This is a genomic window from Pseudomonas sp. 3B-A001-10F (genome assembly GCF_056313565.1).
The window spans coordinates 29401-46523 of sequence record NZ_JBQYFW010000032.1; the positions used below are offsets into that span (position 1 = coordinate 29401).

A 17123-nucleotide genomic window follows, 5' to 3' on the forward strand; every position below is an offset into this window, starting at 1 on the left:
ATTCGTACGACGCTTATTGCGCGTTCAGGTTTTGCCAACAGGGTATGCCGAAATGGCCTAACAGTTCTGCGGTTTCGCAAATCGGCAACCCGACCACCGCCGAGTAACTGCCATTAAGGCCCGCGACAAACACCGCGCCGAGCCCCTGAATGCCATAACCACCGGCCTTGTCCCGTGGCTCGCCACTGGCCCAGTAAGCGGCCGCTTCCTCAATGCTGATCGCGCGAAACCGCACCAGACTGCGCACCACCCGCGACTCGCAGCGCTCGTCTTCAAGCACGGCGATGGCGGTCAGCACTTCATGCTCCTTGCCGGACAACATCATCAGCATGGCGCATGCATCGGCTTCGTCCACCGGTTTGCCCAGAATTTTGCCGTCCAGCACCACGGCAGTGTCAGCACCCAGCACGCAGAATGGCTGAGTGGACACGACCGTGCGGCGTCCGGCCTCGGCTTTGCCGCGCGCCAAGCGTTCGACATAGGCCGAGGGCGACTCTTCGGGTGATGGAGTTTCGTCGATATCCGCACTGATGGCGGAGAACGGAATGCCGATCTGCGTGAGCAATTCACGCCGACGTGGCGATCCGGAGGCGAGGTAAAGCGGCTTCATCAAAACATCTCCCTGTTCAGTGCCCTGCTTCACCGGCTCAATTGATTTTGTAGCGTCGGCGCAATCCGCGTAGGGCAAAGCTGACCCAAGGCCAGAGCAAGGCACTGACCAGCGCTGGAAGTACCAGCGCCAGGGTTGGTTGACGGTTACCGGTCAAGGCACTGAGCCACAATTGCACCAGTTGCGCGAGGCCGAAAATCACCAGAATCACCAGGCATTGTTGCCACATCGGGAACATCCGCAGGCGTTGTTGCAATGACAATACGAGGAAGGTGATCAGTGTCAGGATCAGCGCGTTCTGACCGAGCAGATCGCCCTGCAGCACGTCTTCGGCCAGGCCCAGGCAAAACGCCGTGACCATACCCACTGTGTGCGGCATATACAAAGCCCAGAATGTCAGGAGCAAGGCCAGCCATAGCGGGCGCAGGATTTCCATGAAAATCGGCAATGGCGACACGCTCAGGAGTATGCCGACAACAAACGTCAGCCAGACAATCCAGCCGTTACGCGATGCGGTAGCCCCGACCATTATTCTTGTCTCCCGGTTGTCGCTGGTGCATTGACGGGCGGTTTGGCCGCAGGTCGCGCAGCCGGCTGGGCAGCTGGAGGTTTGGCAGCCGCTGGCGGTTTGCTTGCCGCGGGTTTGGCCGGTGTGGCGCTAGCGGCGGCGGTCGGTGCGGCAGGCGTCGCGGGCGTCGTAGCCGCTGCGGCAGGCGGGGTCACGGTTTTCGGTACAGTTGCCGGAATAATCGGACCGCCGCCAAAGGCATCAAGATTTTCCTGCGCTTGCGCCGCATCGTTGGCACGTTCTTCGGCGGTGCGGTTGTCGCTGAACACCAGCAACATGTAACGGCTGCGATTCAGCGCGGCGGTCGGCACGGCGCGGACGATGGCAAACGGCTGACCGGAATCGTGGATCACTTCCTTCACGGTCGCGACCGGATAGCCTGCCGGGAAACGCTGGCCAAGGCCGGAACTGACCAACAGGTCGCCTTCCTTGATATCGGCCGTGTCGGCGACGTGGCGCAATTCCAGACGCTCAGGGTTGCCGGTGCCGCTAGCAATGGCCCGCAGCCCGTTGCGATTGACCTGGACCGGAATGCTGTGTGTGCTGTCAGTGAGCAGCAAGACACGCGAGGTGTAAGGCATCAACTCGACCACCTGGCCCATCAGACCGCGCGCATCGAGCACCGGCTGACCGAGCACCACGCCGTCGCGCTCACCTTTATTGATAATGATGCGATGGGTGAACGGGTTGGGGTCCATACCGATCAACTCGGCCACTTCGACCTTTTCGTTGACCAGTGCAGAAGAATTGAGCAACTCGCGCAGCCGAACGTTCTGCTCGGTAAGGGCGGCAAGCTTTTGCATGCGGCCCTGCAACAGCAGGTTTTCGGTCTTGAGTTTTTCGTTTTCGGCGACAAGCTCGGTGCGGCTGCTGAACTGGCTGGCGACACCTTCCCACAAGCGACCCGGCAGGTCTGTGATCCAGTAGGCATCCATCAGCACCAGCGACGCTTGCTTGCGCGCAGGCTTGAGCAGGTCAAAGCGGGCATCGACCACCATCAGCGCGATCGATAGCACGGCCAGCACCAACAGGCGCACGCCCAACGAAGGGCCCTTGGCGAAAAGCGGTTTAATAAGCCGCTCCTCCCAGGCAAATGTTCTGTTTATTCATACGGCATCAAACCGGCCTGGATGAAGACTGACAGAAGATAAACGCCAACAGGCAGCACTGCAAAGTGCTGCCCGCGCGCTCACCCACGTATTGCACTCGGCGACTTATTCGCTCGAGAGCAGGTCCATGGTGTGCTTATCCATCATTTCCAATGCACGGCCACCGCCGCGAGCCACACAGGTCAGCGGATCTTCGGCAACGATCACTGGCAGACCGGTTTCCTGGGCCAGCAACTTGTCGAGATCACGCAGCAGCGCGCCACCACCGGTCAGCACCAGGCCACGCTCGGCGATGTCGGAAGCCAGTTCCGGCGGCGATTGCTCCAGAGCACTTTTCACAGCCTGAACGATGGTTGCCAGGGACTCTTGCAGAGCTTCCAGCACTTCGTTGGAGTTCAGGGTGAATGCGCGTGGAACGCCTTCGGCCAGGTTGCGACCGCGAACGTCGACTTCGCGAACTTCGCCGCCCGGGTAGGCCGTGCCGATTTCCTGTTTGATGCGCTCAGCGGTGGATTCACCGATCAGGCTGCCGTAGTTACGACGCACGTAAGTGATGATCGCTTCGTCGAAGCGGTCGCCGCCCACGCGGACGGATTCGGCATACACCACACCGTTCAGGGAGATCAGCGCGATTTCAGTGGTACCACCACCGATATCCACGACCATCGAACCACGCGCTTCTTCGACCGGCAGGCCGGCACCGATCGCAGCGGCCATTGGCTCTTCGATCAGGAATACTTCACGGGCACCGGCACCAAGGGCCGATTCACGGATGGCGCGACGCTCAACCTGGGTGGATTTGCATGGAACGCAGATCAGCACACGAGGGCTAGGCTGCAGAAAGCTGTTTTCGTGAACCTTGTTAATAAAGTATTGCAGCATCTTTTCGCAGACGCTGAAGTCGGCGATCACGCCGTCTTTCATCGGACGAATGGCAGCAATGTTGCCCGGCGTACGGCCGAGCATGCGCTTGGCCTCGGTGCCGACAGCAACGACACTTTTCTGGTTACCGTGTGTCCGAATGGCCACAACCGATGGCTCATTCAGGACGATACCGCGCTCGCGCACGTAAATAAGGGTGTTGGCAGTGCCCAGGTCAATGGAAAGATCGCTGGAAAACATGCCACGCAGTTTCTTGAACATGGGAAAGGGACCCTAGGCAACGCGTGGGTAAAAAAGTGCGGCAAACTCTAACAACGACAGGGATTTTGGGCAAGGCGCCAATATGTTAAATTGGCCGCTTTTCTGTGCACCAAGCCCCACAATCGCGGCCTTATGACCGTAGAAGTGCGGTAGTGTTCCGACAATCTAACACACGGACGCCGTCCGTTCTGTTTTCCACAGGAGAATCCCGATGGCGCTAGAACGCTCCGACGTGGAAAAAATCGCTCATCTGGCCTGCCTTGGCCTCAATGATGCCGATCTTCCACACATTACTTCCGCCCTCAACAGCATTCTCGGTCTGGTCGACGAAATGCAGGCTGTTAATACCGACGGAATCGAGCCTCTGGCCCACCCGCTGGAAGCCAGTCAGCGCCTGCGCGCCGACGTTGTGACCGAGACCAATCACCGCGAGGCCTACCAGTCCATCGCACCAGCGGTCGAAAACGGCCTGTATCTGGTTCCGAAAGTCATCGACTAAAGGGAAAGAGCCTGCAATGCATCAAATGACTCTGGCCGAGATCGCCCGCGGTCTCGCCGATAAAAAGTTTTCCTCCGAAGAGCTGACCAAAGTCCTGCTGGCGCGCATCACCCAGCTCGATCCGCAGCTCAACAGTTTCATCAGCCTCACCGAAGAGCTGGCGCTCGAGCAGGCGAAAGCCGCCGATGCACGCCGCGCCAACGGTGAGAGCGGCGCCCTGCTCGGTGCGCCGATCGCTCACAAAGACCTGTTCTGCACCCAGGGCATTCGCACCAGCTGCGGCTCGAAGATGCTCGACAACTTCAAAGCCCCGTACGACGCCACCGTGGTTGCGAAGCTGGCGGCTGCCGGCGCCGTGACCCTGGGCAAGACCAACATGGACGAATTCGCCATGGGTTCGGCCAACGAGTCGAGCTGGTACGGCGCGGTGAAAAACCCGTGGAACCTGGAACACGTGCCGGGCGGTTCGTCCGGCGGTTCGGCGGCGGCAGTAGCCGCTCGTCTGTTGCCTGCGGCTACGGCCACCGACACCGGCGGCTCGATCCGTCAGCCGGCAGCCTTCACCAACCTCACCGGCCTGAAACCGACCTACGGTCGTGTTTCGCGCTGGGGCATGATCGCTTACGCCTCGAGCCTCGATCAGGGCGGGCCGTTGGCGCGCACCGCCGAAGACTGCGCAATTTTGTTGCAAGGTATGGCTGGCTTCGATCAGAACGACTCCACCAGCATCGATGAGCCGGTGCCGGATTACTCCGCAAGCCTGGGTGACTCGCTGCAAGGCCTGCGCATCGGCGTGCCGAAGGAATACTTCAGCGCCGGTCTCGACCCACGCATCGCCGAGCTGATCCAGAACAGCATTAAAGAGCTGCAGAAGCTTGGTGCGGTGATCAAGGAAATCAGCCTGCCGAACATGCAGCACGCAATTCCTGCGTACTACGTGATCGCGCCGGCAGAAGCCTCCTCGAACCTGTCGCGTTTCGACGGCGTGCGCTTCGGCCATCGCTGCGAGAACCCGGAAAACCTGATCGACCTGTACAAGCGCTCCCGTGGCGAAGGCTTCGGCGCGGAAGTGCAGCGCCGGATCATGGTCGGTGCCTACGCGCTGTCCGCCGGTTACTACGACGCCTACTACCTGAAAGCGCAGAAGATCCGTCGCCTGGTGAAGAACGACTTCATGGCTGCCTTTAATGAGGTCGACATCATCCTCGGCCCAACCACGCCGAACCCGGCCTGGAAACTCGGCGCCAAGAACAGCGACCCGGTCGCTGCCTATCTGGAAGACGTCTACACCATCACCGCCAACCTCGCGGGCCTGCCGGGCCTGTCGATGCCGGCCGGTTTTGTCGACGGTCTGCCGGTGGGCGTGCAGTTGCTCGCGCCGTATTTCCAGGAAGGTCGCCTGTTGAACGTTGCCCACCAGTATCAGCTCAACACTGACTGGCACACCCGCACCCCAACCGGCTTCTGAGGAGACACACATGCAATGGGAAGTCGTGATCGGGCTGGAGATTCACACTCAGCTCACTACCCGGTCGAAAATCTTTTCCGGTAGTTCCACCACGTTCGGCTCTGACCCGAACACTCAGGCCAGCCTGATCGACCTGGGCATGCCCGGCGTTCTGCCGGTGCTGAACCAGGAAGCGGTGCGCATGGCGGTGATGTTCGGTCTGGCGATTGACGCCGAGATCGGTCAGCACAACGTGTTCGCCCGTAAAAACTACTTCTACCCGGATCTGCCGAAGGGCTACCAGATCAGCCAGATGGAGTTGCCGATCGTTGGCAAGGGCCACCTGGACATCGCCCTGGAAGACGGCACGGTCAAGCGTGTTGGCATTACCCGCGCGCACCTGGAAGAAGACGCCGGCAAGAGCCTGCACGAAGAATTCAACGGTGCCACCGGCATCGACCTGAACCGTGCCGGCACACCGCTGCTGGAAATCGTCTCCGAGCCGGACATGCGCAGCGCCAAGGAAGCCGTGGCTTACGTCAAGGCGATCCACGCACTGGTGCGTTACCTGGGTATTTGCGACGGCAACATGGCCGAAGGTTCGCTGCGTTGCGACTGCAACGTATCGGTACGCCCGAAAGGTCAGGTTGAGTTCGGCACGCGCTGCGAGATCAAGAACGTCAACTCGTTCCGCTTCATCGAGAAGGCGATCAACTCCGAGATCCAGCGTCAGATCGAGCTGATCGAAGACGGCGGCAAAGTGATCCAGCAGACCCGTCTGTACGATCCAAACAAGGACGAGACCCGTCCGATGCGTTCGAAAGAGGAAGCCAACGACTACCGTTACTTCCCCGATCCGGACCTGCTGCCCGTAGTCATCGAAGAGTCGTTCCTCGGCGAGGTGCGCGCCACCCTGCCGGAACTGCCACCGCAGAAACGCGAGCGCTTCCAGAGCCAGTTCGGTCTGTCGGCCTACGACGCCAACGTGCTGGCCACCAGCCGTGAGCAAGCGGACTACTTCGAGAAAGTTGCAGCCATCGGCGGCGACGCGAAACTGGCGGCGAACTGGGTGATGGTCGAGTTGGGCAGCCTGCTCAACAAGCAAGGCCTGGACATCGACGAGTCGCCGGTTTCCGCTGAACTGCTGGGCGGCATGCTGCAGCGCATCAAGGACAACACCATCTCCGGCAAGATCGCCAAAGTGGTGTTCGAAGCGATGGCCAACGGTGAAGGCAGCGCGGACGAAATCATCGAGAAACGTGGCCTGAAACAGGTTACCGACAGCGGCGCGATCTCGGCCGTGCTCGACGAAATGCTCGCGGCCAACGCCGAGCAAGTTGAACAATACCGTGCGGCTGATGAAGCCAAACGCGGCAAGATGTTCGGCTTCTTTGTCGGTCAGGCGATGAAAGCGTCGAAAGGCAAAGCCAACCCGCAGCAAGTGAACGAACTGCTGAAAAGCAAGCTCGAAGGCTGACCACAATGGAGCCAGATCCAAAGCCTGGCTCTATTCCCTGTAGGAGTGAGCCTGCTCGCGAAGGCGTCATGACATTCACCATGAGTACTGAATGTGACGGCCTCTTCGCGAGCAAGCTCGCTCCCACATTGTTATTTGGGAGCTTTCGAATGAGACGTCTGCTCGGCGCCTGCGCCTTGCTCTCCTTGCTGGCCGGTTGCGCCAGCACCGATATCATCGACCCGCACGGTTACGACCAGACCGGTGTCGCCTCTTATTACGGTGCCAAGCACCACGGTAAACGGACCGCCAGTGGCGAGCCGTTCAACCAGAATTCCCTGACCGCCGCCCACCGCCAGCTACCCTTTGGCACACGGGTGAAGGTCACCAACCTGAAAAACGATGAATCTGTTGTGGTCCGCATCAACGACCGTGGCCCGCATACCCGTGGACGCCTGATCGATGTGTCCCGCGAGGCTGCCGAACAACTCGGCATGCTGCGCAGCGGCACCGCGCGGGTTCGCGTGCAGGCCCTCGACGACTGATGGAGCGCTGACCATTTTCGGATTAGCCGATTTACCCCTGATCAGCGTGATCGAACTGCTCGCTGGCCTGTGCCTGCTGATCTTCGGCGCCGAACTGATGGTGCGCGCAGCGGTACGTCTGGCAGCACGCCTGCATGTGCGACCGCTGATCATCGGCCTGACCATCGTCGCCCTCGGCAGCAGCGCGCCACAAATGGCCGTGAGCCTGCAAGCGGCGCTGGCGCATAACCCGGACATCGCCGTCGGCAGTGTGGTTGGCAGCAGCATCTTCAATATCCTTGTCACCCTAGGGCTTTCCGCGCTGATCATTCCTCTGCGCGTCTCGCGGCAACTGGTGCGCCTGGATATTCCGCTGATGATCGGTGCCAGCCTGCTGGTATTCGTGCTGGCATGGAATGAAGAGATCGGGCGCTTCGACGGCATCCTGTTGTTGGCGGCTTTGGCGTTGTATCTCGGTTTACTGCTGCGCCAGTCACGGTATTCGACGCGACCGCATTCGGAACATCCTGAAACGGCGCAAGCCTCGTGGTTCAGCAGCCTGTTAATGATCGTTATCGGTCTGGCGATGCTGGTGTTTGCCGGGCATCTGCTGCTGGGCGCCGCGGTTATGGTAGCTACTGATCTTGGATTCTCCGAGCGCGTCATCGGCCTGACCGTGGTGGCCGTCGGCACGTCGCTGCCGGAACTGGCTACGTCATTGATCGCAGCCTTGCGCGGACAACGCGACATCGCCGTCGGCAACGTGATCGGCGCCAACCTGTTCAACCTGCTCGGGGTGCTCGGCCTGACCGCATTGATCGCACCGACGCCGCTGTCGGTGTCGCCGAACGCACTGGATTTCGACTTGCCGGTGATGCTCGGCGTTGCCGCACTGTGCCTGCCGGTGTTCTATTCCGGCTACCGCGTGACGCGCGCCGAAGGTTTGCTGTTGCTCGGTTTGTACCTGGCGTACGGGCTGCACGTGGTGTCGTTTACCACCGGCATGCCGCTGGCCGGCAAGCTTGAGCGGCTGATGCTGTTTTATGTCTTGCCGACGCTGTTGACGTTCCTGCTGTTCACGTCGATCCGCGCCTGGCGCCGCCAACACCACAAGAGTGATAAACCATGACCGAATCGAAGAAGTCCGGGGTTGAAGTCCGCCGCCAGGTAATGGGCGATGCGTTTGTTGATCGCGCGCTGGGCAACGCCACCGAGTTCACCCAGCCGTTGCAGGATTTCGTCAATGAACATGCCTGGGGTGGCGTGTGGAATCGTGAAGGTTTGCCGCTGAAAACCCGCAGTTTGATCACCCTCGCCGCGCTGACCGCGTTGAAGTGCCCGCAAGAGTTGAAAGGTCATGTGCGCGGCGCGCTGAACAACGGCTGCACGGTGGACGAGATCCGTGAGGCGTTGCTGCATTGCGCAGTGTATGCCGGCGTGCCGGCGGCGATCGATGCGTTTCGGGCAGCGCAGGAAGTGATCGACAGTTACGAGAAAAGCTAAAAGATCGCAGCCTTCGGCAGCTCCTACATGGAAATGCGGTCTCCTGTAGGAGCTGCCGCAGGCTGCGATCTTTTGATCTTGCCTTTATATCCACCCACCCCACTGCAAAACGAAGATCCCGACGTTGGTGGTAATCGCCGCCATCAACGTGGTCATTACGATAATCGCCGCCGCCAGCTCATGATTACCCTGCGCCGCCCGCGCCATGACGAAACTTGCCGCCGCCGTCGGGCTACCGAAATACAGAAACAGAATCCCCAACTCCGCCCCACGAAAGCCCCACAACCACGCCCCCAGGGTCGCCAGCACTGGCAAACCAACCATCTTCACCAGACTCGAACTCAGCGCCATGTTGCCGCTCTTGCGCAGCGCCGCCAGCGACAGCGTGCCGCCAATGCAGATCAACGCCAGCGGCAAAGTGGTTTGCGCCAGATACTGACCTGAGGTCTCCAGCCAGCCCGGCAAACCAATCTTGAAATAGGCAAACGGTGCTGCCGCAATCACGCTGATAATCAGCGGATTGCTAAACACGCTTTTGCAGATGCTCCACGGATCGGACTTGATCACCGGACTGTAAACTGCGAGCACAATGGTCGACAGCGTGTTGTAAAACAGGATCACCAGCGCCGCGAGAATCGCCCCGAGGGAAATCCCGTAATCGCCGTACATGCTCGCCGCCAGTGCCAGACCGATCACGCCGTTGTTGCCGCGAAATGCACCCTGGGTGTAGATGCCGCGATCTTCACGCGGGCAACGGAAAATCGCCCAACCCCAGGCCAGGGCAAAGCTCACCAGCGTGGCGAGGGAAAAGTAGATCAGCAGGGACGGTTGCAACGCGGCGTGCAGGTCGGCATGCAGAATGCCGAGGAACAGCAGCGCCGGCATGGTGACGTTGAACACCAGCGACGAGGCCGTGTGGATGAAGTTGTCGTTGATCCAGTCGATGCGCTTGAGCAGCACACCGAGAAACAGCATGGCAAACACCGGCGCGGTGATGTTCAGGGTTTCGAGGAAGATTGCCAGCATGCCGGGGAGCCTTGGGTGAGCGTCGTTGGATGCCAATGATAAAGCAAAAGCCCCTCACCCTAGCCCTCTCCCCGAGGGAGAGGGGACTGACCGAGGTGTCTTGTGTCATACATCGACCTGCAAGACCGAGTCGATTATGGATTCGGCAAAGCACTTTCAGGTCGATGTACTTCTTAAATATTCCCGGATCGGCCCCCTCTCCCCCCGGGAGAGGGGTGGGCGGGCGGCGTTCCGATGAGGGTAGCTTTTACTCCCCCCTTCAAAAAGCCATCAGGTAATCGGTGCCGGATTGAACAACGTAATGTCGTTATGCAACTTGTGCTTCTCCGCCCACGTCTGCTGTTTGCCGCTCGCCACATCCAGGTAATAGTGGAACAGCTCCCAACCCAATTCCTCGATGGTCGCGCGCCCGGTGGCAATCCGCCCGGCATCGATATCGATCAGGTCCGGCCAACGCTGCGCCAACTCTGTCCGCGTCGAAACCTTCACCACTGGCGCCATCGCCAACCCATACGGCGTACCCCGTCCGGTGGTGAACACATGCAGGTTCATCCCCGCCGCCAACTGCAACGTCCCGCAAACAAAATCACTCGCTGGGGTCGCACAGAAAATCAAACCCTTCTGCTTGAACCGCTCGCCAGGGCCAAGCACGCCATTGATCGCGCTGCTGCCGGATTTGACGATCGACCCCAGCGACTTCTCGACAATGTTCGACAGCCCACCCTTCTTGTTACCGGGCGTGGTATTGGCGCTGCGATCCGCTTCGCCCTTGGCCAGGTAACGGTCGTACCAGTCCATCTCGCGCACCAGCTCCTCGGCAACGGTTTTGCTTTCGGCGCGTGAAGTCAGCAGGTAAATCGCATCGCGCACTTCGGTGACTTCGGAAAACATCACCGTCGCCCCCGCCCGCAACAGCAAATCCGAGGCGTAGCCCAGCGCCGGGTTGGCGGTGATGCCGGAAAACGCATCGCTGCCGCCGCACTGCATACCCAGGATCAACTCGGAGGCCGGCACGGTTTCGCGGCGGCGCTGGTCGAGTTTCTTCAAACGGACTTCGGCCAGCGCCATGATCTGCTCGATCATCTCGGTGAAACCGTGACTGGAATCCTGCAAGCGATACAGCCACGGATCGCTGAGATCCACCGAAGCATCGTCTTCGTGCATGACCTGCCCGGCCTGAAGTTTCTCGCAGCCCAGACTGATTACCAGCGCTTCACCACCGAGGTTCGGGTTGCGCGCCAGGTTGCGCACGGTACGAATCGGGATGTAGGCGTCAGTGGCAGTGATCGCCACGCCGCAGCCATAACTGTGAGTCAGCGCCACCACGTCATCGACATGCGGGTACTTCGGCAGCAGTTCTTCCTTGATGCGTTTCACCGCGTGATCGAGCACGCCGGTGACGCACTGCACCGTGGTGGTAATGCCGAGAATATTGCGCGTGCCGACGGTACCGTCAGCGTTGCGATAACCCTCGAACGTGAAGCCTTCCAGCGGTGCCTGCGCGTCCGGCACCTCGGTGGACAGCGGCAGGCTGTCCAGCGGCGGCGCGGTCGGCATGCGCAGTTGATCTTCCTTGACCCAACTGCCGCGGCGAATCGGCTGCAACGCGTAGCCAATCACCTGACCGTAGCGAATCACCTGGCCGCCCTCGGGAATGTCTTCGAGGGTGACCTTGTGGCTCTGCGGCACAAATTCCAGCGTCACCAGGCCATCGGCAAACTCAGTGCCGGCCGGTGCGCCCTGGTCGTTGACCACGACCACCACATTGTCCCGCTCGTGCAGGCGGATGTGGCGCGGCGAGTCGGAATGTTCAATCAACTGCATGACGCCGCTCCTCAGGAATGCGCTTGAGACAATTTACCGCTGGCTTCAACACCGCCATTGGTTGGCGGCTCTTTGAGTACCACACGTTTGATCGGGCCAACGATGACCAGATAGCTGAACACCGCGACCAGTGCGTTGGCACCGACGAACACCAGCGCCCATTTGAACGAACCGGTGGAGCTGATGATGTAGCCAATTACGATCGGTGTGGTGATCGAAGCGATGTTGCCGAAAGTGTTGAACAGGCCACCGCTCAGGCCGGCGATCTGTTTTGGCGAAGTGTCGGAGACCACTGCCCAACCGAGTGCGCCCACGCCTTTGCCGAAGAAGGCCAGAGCCATGAAGCCAACCACCATCCATTCCACATCAACATAGTTGCAGGCGACGATACTGCTGGAAACCAGCAGGCCAGCGATGATCGGTGCCTTGCGGGCGAAGGTCAGCGAGTGGCCTTTGCGCAACAAGTAATCGGAAATCACCCCGCCGAGCACGCCGCCGATGAAACCGCAGATCGCCGGTAGCGAGGCAATGAAACCGGCCTTGAGAATGGTCATGCCACGCTCTTGCACCAGGTACACCGGAAACCAGGTCAGGAAGAAATAGGTGATGCCGTTGATGCAGTATTGACCCAGATACACACCGAGCATCATGCGGTTGGTCAGCAGCTGACGGATGTAATCCCACTTCGGACCGTCGGCTTTTTTGCCTTGCTTGACGTCCATGTCGACCATGCCGCCGTTGTCGGCAATGAACTGCACTTCGGCTTCGTTAGCCATCGGGTGTTGGCGCGGGCTGTGGATAACCTTCAGCCAGACCAGCGAGAAGATGATCCCGAGAATCCCCATAACGATGAACACGTGCTCCCAGCCAAAGGAGTAAACGATCCAGCCCATCAGCGGTGCGAACAGCACGGTGGCAAAGTATTGCGCCGAGTTGAAGATCGCCGAGGCAGTGCCGCGCTCGGCGGTCGGGAACCATGCCGCCACGATGCGCGCATTACCGGGGAACGACGGCGCTTCAGCCAGACCGACGAGGAAGCGCAGCATAAACAGCGCGACAATCGCCGTGGACATGCCGAATTCACCGACAAAGCCTTGCAGCACGGTGAACAGCGACCAGGTGAAAATGCTCAGGGCATAGACTTTTTTCGAGCCGAAGCGATCGAGCAGCCAGCCACCGGGGATTTGCCCGGCCACATAGGCCCAACCGAATGCGGAGAAGATATAGCCGAGGGTAACCGCGTCAATGCCCAGATCTTTTTGCAGGCTGGAGCCGGCGATGGCGATCGTGGCGCGGTCGGCGTAGTTGATCGTGGTCACCAGAAACAGCATGAGCAGGATCAAATAGCGGACGTGAGTCGGCTTGGACGATTGCATGTAGATGTACTCCCACTGATTATTTTTATGCGCGGGTGAATCTTCTTTGGTCTTCCCTGTAGGAGCTGCCGAAGACTGCTCCTACAGGGGTATTGCCTTATCAGGAACCGATGTAACTGGTCTTCACGACCGTGTAGAACTCTTGCGCATAACGGCCTTGCTCACGTGAGCCATAGGATGAACCTTTACGGCCACCGAACGGAACGTGGTAATCGACGCCAGCGGTCGGCAGGTTGACCATCACCATCCCGGCCTGCGAGTGACGCTTGAAGTGGTTGGCGTATTTCAGCGAGGTGGTCGCAATACCCGCCGACAAACCGAACTCGGTGTCGTTGGCCATCGCCAGCGCCGCGTCGTAATCGGCCACGCGAACAACGTTGGCCACCGGGCCAAAGATCTCTTCGCGGCTGATGCGCATCGACGCTTCACTGTCGGCAAACAGCGTTGGCGCGAGGAAGTAGCCTTCGGTATCACAGGTCACCAAGCCACCGCCGCTGACCAGACGCGCACCTTCGGACTGGCCGATATCGATGTATTTCATGTCCTGTTCCAGCTGCGCTTGCGAAACCACTGGACCAATATCGGTGCCGGATTTCAGCGCGTGGCCGACCTTGATCGACTTCATGCGCTCGGCCATGGCTTCGACGAATTTGTCGTGGATCCCGGCAGTGACGATCAAGCGGCTGGAAGCCGTGCAACGCTGGCCGGTAGAGTAGAACGCGCTCTGCACCGACAGCTCGACCGCTTGTTTGAGGTCGGCGTCGTCGAGAATGATCTGCGGGTTCTTGCCGCCCATTTCCAGCTGCACTTTCGCCTGACGCGACACGCAGTTAACGGCGATCTGACGACCCACGCCCACCGAACCGGTGAAGCTGATGCCGTCGACTTTCGGGCTCTGCACCAACGCATCGCCAACCACGCGACCGCTGCCCATCACCAGGTTGAACACGCCAGCCGGGAAGCCGGCGCGAGAGATGATTTCCGCCAGTGCCCAGGCGCAGCCCGGAACCAGATCGGCGGGTTTCAATACCACGCAGTTGCCGTAGGCCAGGGCTGGGGCGATTTTCCACGCAGGAATCGCGATCGGGAAGTTCCACGGGGTGATCAGACCGACCACGCCCAGCGCTTCGCGAGTCACTTCAACGTTGACGCCCGGGCGCACCGACGGCACGTAGTCGCCGGACAAGCGCAGGCATTCACCGGCGAAGAATTTGAAGATGTTGCCGGCGCGGGTCACTTCACCGATGGCTTCGGGCAGGGTCTTGCCCTCTTCCCGGGCCAGCAGGGTGCCGAGCTCTTCGCGACGGGCGAGAATTTCGCTGCCGACTTTATCCAGCGAATCGTGACGGGCCTGAATGCCCGAAGTCGAGTACGCCGGGAACGCGGCGCGGGCGGCGTCGATGGCGGCGTGAACCTGAGTCAGGTCAGCCTTGGCGTAATCGCCGATGGTGTCGCTCAGTTCCGAAGGGTTGATGTTGGCCGAGTAGTCGGCACCGGCAACCCATTCACCGTTGATGTAGTTGTCGTAGCGTTTTGCAGTTGTCACAGGGGCAGCCCTCACATCTCAAAGCCTTCACGCAAAAAGCCGCTGATTGCTCAGCGGCCTCGCTTTTATCGGGTGTTACTGCGCACCTTGCTTGTCGATCAGCGCGGCGAGCATTTCGTACTCTTCGCCGGTCAGATCGGTCAGCGGCGCCCGCACCGGGCCTGCGTCATAGCCGGCGATTTTCGCGCCTGCCTTGACGATGCTCACGGCGTAACCGGCCTTGCGGTTGCGGATGTCGAGGTAAGGCAGGAAGAAGTCGTCGATGATCTTACCGACAGTGGCGTGATCTTCACGGGCGATCGCGTGGTAGAAGTCCATCGCGGTTTTCGGGATGAAGTTGAACACCGCCGAGGAGTAAACCGGCACACCCAGCGCCTTGTAGGCAGCGGCGTAGACTTCGGCGGTCGGCAGACCACCCAAGTAGCTGAAGCGATCACCGAGGCGGCGACGGATCGACACCATCAACTCGATATCACCCAGACCGTCCTTGTAGCCGATCAGGTTCGGGCAGCGCTCGGCCAGACGTTCCAGCAGCGGCGCGTTGAGGCGGCAAACGTTGCGGTTGTAGACGACCACGCCGATGTTGACCGATTTACACACGGCTTCAACGTGAGCGGCAACGCCGTCCTGGCTGGCTTCGGTCAGGTAGTGCGGCAGCAGCAACAGGCCTTTGGCGCCCAGACGCTCGGCTTCCTGAGCGTATTCGATGGCCTGGCGAGTCGAACCGCCGACGCCGGCCAGAATCGGCACGCTGGTTTCACAAGTGTCGACGGCAGTCTTGATGATTTCCGAGTATTCGCTGGCGGCCAGGGAGAAGAACTCACCGGTGCCGCCGGCGGCGAACAAGGCTGAAGCGCCATACGGAGCCAGCCATTCCAGGCGTTTGATGTAGCCCGCGCGGTTGAAATCGCCCTGCGCGTTGAAATCGGTCACCGGGAAGGACAGCAGGCCGGCAGAGAGGATGGACTTCAGTTCTTGTGGATTCATTATTCGAACACCCTGGTAGCAACGTTTTTTGTGATTGGTCCGTTCAGCCTTCGCTGAAGTTGTAGGTCATCGTACAACTTAAAAGATAACCGTCAACTGCATTTCATCGTTGTGGGTGGTTTTTTGTCGGACAAAAGTGTTTAAGCCAAATGGCGAATCAGCGTAAAGGCCTGTTTTTACTGGGCTACATTGCAGAAATGTCTGGTCAAGATTCGTTTACTGAGCGCAGCTACCACGCCGGGTAAGGTGCGACGACTGCCACGAAGGATCGTGGCGGACCACCGAAGGAAACCGAAATGTCCACGAATTACGCTGCACCGACCCTTTCGCAAATCGCCGCTTCGTCCTCCGACATCCTCACGCTTCAGCTATCGACACTGCCCGATGTGTTGACCGCACTCGTCCCGGATTCCAGCGACTTCCCGGCGAACTGGAGCGTTTACCCGATTCTCGGCGACGACCCGGAAACGCCCCTGTGGGCAGGCGAAGAAGTGGATACCGGCACCTGGGACGATGCTGAAGACGAGATGGAGAAACTAATGGGGATCGAATTGCAGATCCCCAAAGAGGCACTGCGTCCGTACCTGAACACGGACGTCGAATTGCGCTACAAGTTTGTCGATGAGTCGAGTATGGAGCCGTTTTCGCAGGCGTTGACGTTGCGGATCGAGGCCTGACGGCTTAACCCCGCTGCGCCTGTGCCTCTTCATGGGCCTGGCGCAGTCTTTCACGGCTGTTGGTCAGGTGCAGACGCATCGCCGCACGCGCGGCATCTGAATCCTGGCGGGCAATCGCGTCGTAGATTTCTTCGTGCTCACGGCTCAGGCGGCTCATGTAGTGCTGCTGATCATCATGGGCCAGTCGCGCTGAATTCAGCCGCGTACGCGGAATGATGCTGGTGCCCAAGTGGGTCATGATGTCGGTGAAGTAACGGTTGCCGGTGGACAGGGCGATTTCCAGGTGGAAGGCAAAGTCCGAAGCAACAGCATCACTGGCATGGGCAGCGCTTTCGTTGAGCGCATCAAGGGCGGCGCGCATGGTCGCCAGTTGCTCGGCGCTGCGACGTTGCGCGGCAAGGCCGGCAGATTCGACTTCGAGGCTGATGCGCAATTCGAGAATCGCCAGAACATCACGCAGGGTGACGACAGTGGCCGGGTCGATGCGGAAACCACTCGGGCTTGGCGTGTCGAGCACAAACGTGCCGATGCCGTGGCGGGTCTCAACTTGACCGGCCGCCTGCAAACGGGAAATCGCCTCGCGCACCACGGTGCGGCTAACGCCATGGGCTTCCATGATCGCCGACTCGGTAGGCAGTTTGTCACCGCGCTTGAGCAGGCCATCGCGGATCTGCTCGCTCAGCACCGTCACCAGTTCCTGGGCCAGGCTGCGGCGCTTGCGCGGGAGACGCGGGGTGTCGATCAGGTTTTCCATGGTGTGCATCTTGTCTCGAAAATTCGGCTTGGGGGCATGATAGCTCAAGCGGGTTGTACGATCACTGGCCTGTT

General features: G+C 60.0%; 17 protein-coding genes. 7 read left to right on the forward strand and 10 right to left on the reverse strand.

Going from position 1 to position 17123, the window contains the following annotated elements; all coding sequences use genetic code 11:
- Nucleotides 1-13 precede the first annotated feature (13 nt).
- From AC0ZWN_RS23420 to mreB, 4 genes are all read right to left on the reverse strand, one after another.
- Complete coding sequence (locus AC0ZWN_RS23420; protein WP_476336721.1) at nt 14-610, reverse strand: Maf family protein; 597 nt, start codon at nt 608-610, stop codon at nt 14-16.
- 37 nt (nt 611-647) lie between these two features.
- Nucleotides 648-1139: a rod shape-determining protein MreD gene (mreD, locus tag AC0ZWN_RS23425; protein WP_034154468.1), complete on the reverse strand. Its 492-nt coding sequence runs from the start codon at nt 1137-1139 to the stop codon at nt 648-650.
- On the reverse strand, nt 1139-2251 hold the full coding sequence (mreC, locus tag AC0ZWN_RS23430; protein WP_476336750.1) for a rod shape-determining protein MreC: 1113 nt from the start codon (nt 2249-2251) through the stop codon (nt 1139-1141). Before mreC ends, mreD begins: the two co-directional genes overlap by 1 nt.
- Nucleotides 2252-2392: 141 nt before the next feature.
- Nucleotides 2393-3430 (reverse strand): rod shape-determining protein MreB, encoded by a 1038-nt coding sequence (gene mreB / locus AC0ZWN_RS23435; protein ID WP_002555108.1) that lies wholly within the window; start codon nt 3428-3430, stop codon nt 2393-2395.
- 211 nt (nt 3431-3641) lie between these two features.
- On the opposite strand from mreB, the gene gatC reads away from it, so the two are divergent.
- The 6 genes from gatC to AC0ZWN_RS23465 all read left to right on the forward strand — a co-directional run bounded on the left by gatC (nt 3642) and on the right by AC0ZWN_RS23465 (nt 8859).
- Nucleotides 3642-3929, forward strand: a complete 288-nt coding sequence (gene gatC, locus AC0ZWN_RS23440; RefSeq protein WP_007901429.1) for an Asp-tRNA(Asn)/Glu-tRNA(Gln) amidotransferase subunit GatC — start codon at nt 3642-3644, stop codon at nt 3927-3929.
- A 16-nt stretch (nt 3930-3945) separates the two neighbouring features.
- Nucleotides 3946-5397 carry an Asp-tRNA(Asn)/Glu-tRNA(Gln) amidotransferase subunit GatA gene (gene gatA, locus AC0ZWN_RS23445; protein WP_093435926.1) on the forward strand — a complete coding sequence of 484 codons (1452 nt, stop codon included), beginning with the start codon at nt 3946-3948 and terminating at the stop codon, nt 5395-5397.
- 10 nt (nt 5398-5407) lie between these two features.
- On the forward strand, nt 5408-6853 hold the full coding sequence (gene gatB / locus AC0ZWN_RS23450) for an Asp-tRNA(Asn)/Glu-tRNA(Gln) amidotransferase subunit GatB (protein WP_476336724.1): 1446 nt from the start codon (nt 5408-5410) through the stop codon (nt 6851-6853).
- 149 nt (nt 6854-7002) lie between these two features.
- Complete coding sequence (locus AC0ZWN_RS23455) at nt 7003-7377, forward strand: septal ring lytic transglycosylase RlpA family protein (RefSeq protein ID WP_476336726.1); 375 nt, start codon at nt 7003-7005, stop codon at nt 7375-7377.
- A 46-nt stretch (nt 7378-7423) separates the two neighbouring features.
- Nucleotides 7424-8485: a calcium/sodium antiporter gene (locus tag AC0ZWN_RS23460; protein WP_476336728.1), complete on the forward strand. Its 1062-nt coding sequence runs from the start codon at nt 7424-7426 to the stop codon at nt 8483-8485.
- A complete protein-coding gene (locus AC0ZWN_RS23465; RefSeq protein WP_007915345.1) occupies nt 8482-8859 on the forward strand; it encodes a carboxymuconolactone decarboxylase family protein in 378 nt (125 codons plus the stop codon). Before AC0ZWN_RS23460 ends, AC0ZWN_RS23465 begins: the two co-directional genes overlap by 4 nt.
- Nucleotides 8860-8943: 84 nt before the next feature.
- Here the strand turns inward: AC0ZWN_RS23465 and AC0ZWN_RS23470 are convergent, their stop codons facing one another.
- The 5 genes from AC0ZWN_RS23470 to kdgD form a co-directional block, all read right to left on the reverse strand.
- Nucleotides 8944-9885 (reverse strand): AEC family transporter, encoded by a 942-nt coding sequence (locus AC0ZWN_RS23470; RefSeq protein WP_116029462.1) that lies wholly within the window; start codon nt 9883-9885, stop codon nt 8944-8946.
- 270 nt (nt 9886-10155) lie between these two features.
- The gene (gene garD, locus AC0ZWN_RS23475; RefSeq protein WP_034154460.1) at nt 10156-11709 is read right to left on the reverse strand and encodes a galactarate dehydratase; all 1554 of its coding nucleotides are present in this window, start codon (nt 11707-11709) and stop codon (nt 10156-10158) included.
- A gap of 11 nt (nt 11710-11720) precedes the next feature.
- The gene (locus tag AC0ZWN_RS23480; RefSeq protein WP_476336731.1) at nt 11721-13085 is read right to left on the reverse strand and encodes an MFS transporter; all 1365 of its coding nucleotides are present in this window, start codon (nt 13083-13085) and stop codon (nt 11721-11723) included.
- Nucleotides 13086-13185: 100 nt separating this feature from the next.
- On the reverse strand, nt 13186-14631 hold the full coding sequence (locus AC0ZWN_RS23485; protein WP_476336733.1) for an aldehyde dehydrogenase family protein: 1446 nt from the start codon (nt 14629-14631) through the stop codon (nt 13186-13188).
- Between the two features lie 75 nt (nt 14632-14706).
- Nucleotides 14707-15618, reverse strand: a complete 912-nt coding sequence (gene kdgD, locus AC0ZWN_RS23490; RefSeq protein ID WP_093435890.1) for a 5-dehydro-4-deoxyglucarate dehydratase — start codon at nt 15616-15618, stop codon at nt 14707-14709.
- 296 nt (nt 15619-15914) lie between these two features.
- Between kdgD and AC0ZWN_RS23495 the strand changes: the two genes are divergently transcribed.
- Complete coding sequence (locus tag AC0ZWN_RS23495; RefSeq protein ID WP_099757993.1) at nt 15915-16295, forward strand: hypothetical protein; 381 nt, start codon at nt 15915-15917, stop codon at nt 16293-16295.
- Between the two features lie 4 nt (nt 16296-16299).
- Here the strand turns inward: AC0ZWN_RS23495 and AC0ZWN_RS23500 are convergent, their stop codons facing one another.
- Entirely contained in the window at nt 16300-17049 is a 750-nt protein-coding gene (locus tag AC0ZWN_RS23500) for a FadR/GntR family transcriptional regulator (RefSeq protein ID WP_175559635.1), read from the reverse strand.
- Between the last annotated feature and the right edge of the window lie 74 nt (nt 17050-17123).

Coding starts and splice junctions, on each gene's coding strand:
- AC0ZWN_RS23420 (WP_476336721.1), bottom strand. CDS start 610: ATGAAGCCGCTTTACCTCGCCTCCGGATCGCCACGTCGGCGTGAATTG.
- mreD (WP_034154468.1), bottom strand. CDS start 1,139: ATGGTCGGGGCTACCGCATCGCGTAACGGCTGGATTGTCTGGCTGACG.
- mreB (WP_002555108.1), bottom strand. CDS start 3,430: ATGTTCAAGAAACTGCGTGGCATGTTTTCCAGCGATCTTTCCATTGAC.
- gatC (WP_007901429.1), top strand. CDS start 3,642: ATGGCGCTAGAACGCTCCGACGTGGAAAAAATCGCTCATCTGGCCTGC.
- gatA (WP_093435926.1), top strand. CDS start 3,946: ATGCATCAAATGACTCTGGCCGAGATCGCCCGCGGTCTCGCCGATAAA.
- gatB (WP_476336724.1), top strand. CDS start 5,408: ATGCAATGGGAAGTCGTGATCGGGCTGGAGATTCACACTCAGCTCACT.
- AC0ZWN_RS23455 (WP_476336726.1), top strand. CDS start 7,003: ATGAGACGTCTGCTCGGCGCCTGCGCCTTGCTCTCCTTGCTGGCCGGT.
- AC0ZWN_RS23465 (WP_007915345.1), top strand. CDS start 8,482: ATGACCGAATCGAAGAAGTCCGGGGTTGAAGTCCGCCGCCAGGTAATG.
- AC0ZWN_RS23470 (WP_116029462.1), bottom strand. CDS start 9,885: ATGCTGGCAATCTTCCTCGAAACCCTGAACATCACCGCGCCGGTGTTT.
- garD (WP_034154460.1), bottom strand. CDS start 11,709: ATGCAGTTGATTGAACATTCCGACTCGCCGCGCCACATCCGCCTGCAC.
- AC0ZWN_RS23480 (WP_476336731.1), bottom strand. CDS start 13,085: ATGCAATCGTCCAAGCCGACTCACGTCCGCTATTTGATCCTGCTCATG.
- kdgD (WP_093435890.1), bottom strand. CDS start 15,618: ATGAATCCACAAGAACTGAAGTCCATCCTCTCTGCCGGCCTGCTGTCC.
- AC0ZWN_RS23495 (WP_099757993.1), top strand. CDS start 15,915: ATGTCCACGAATTACGCTGCACCGACCCTTTCGCAAATCGCCGCTTCG.
- AC0ZWN_RS23500 (WP_175559635.1), bottom strand. CDS start 17,049: ATGGAAAACCTGATCGACACCCCGCGTCTCCCGCGCAAGCGCCGCAGC.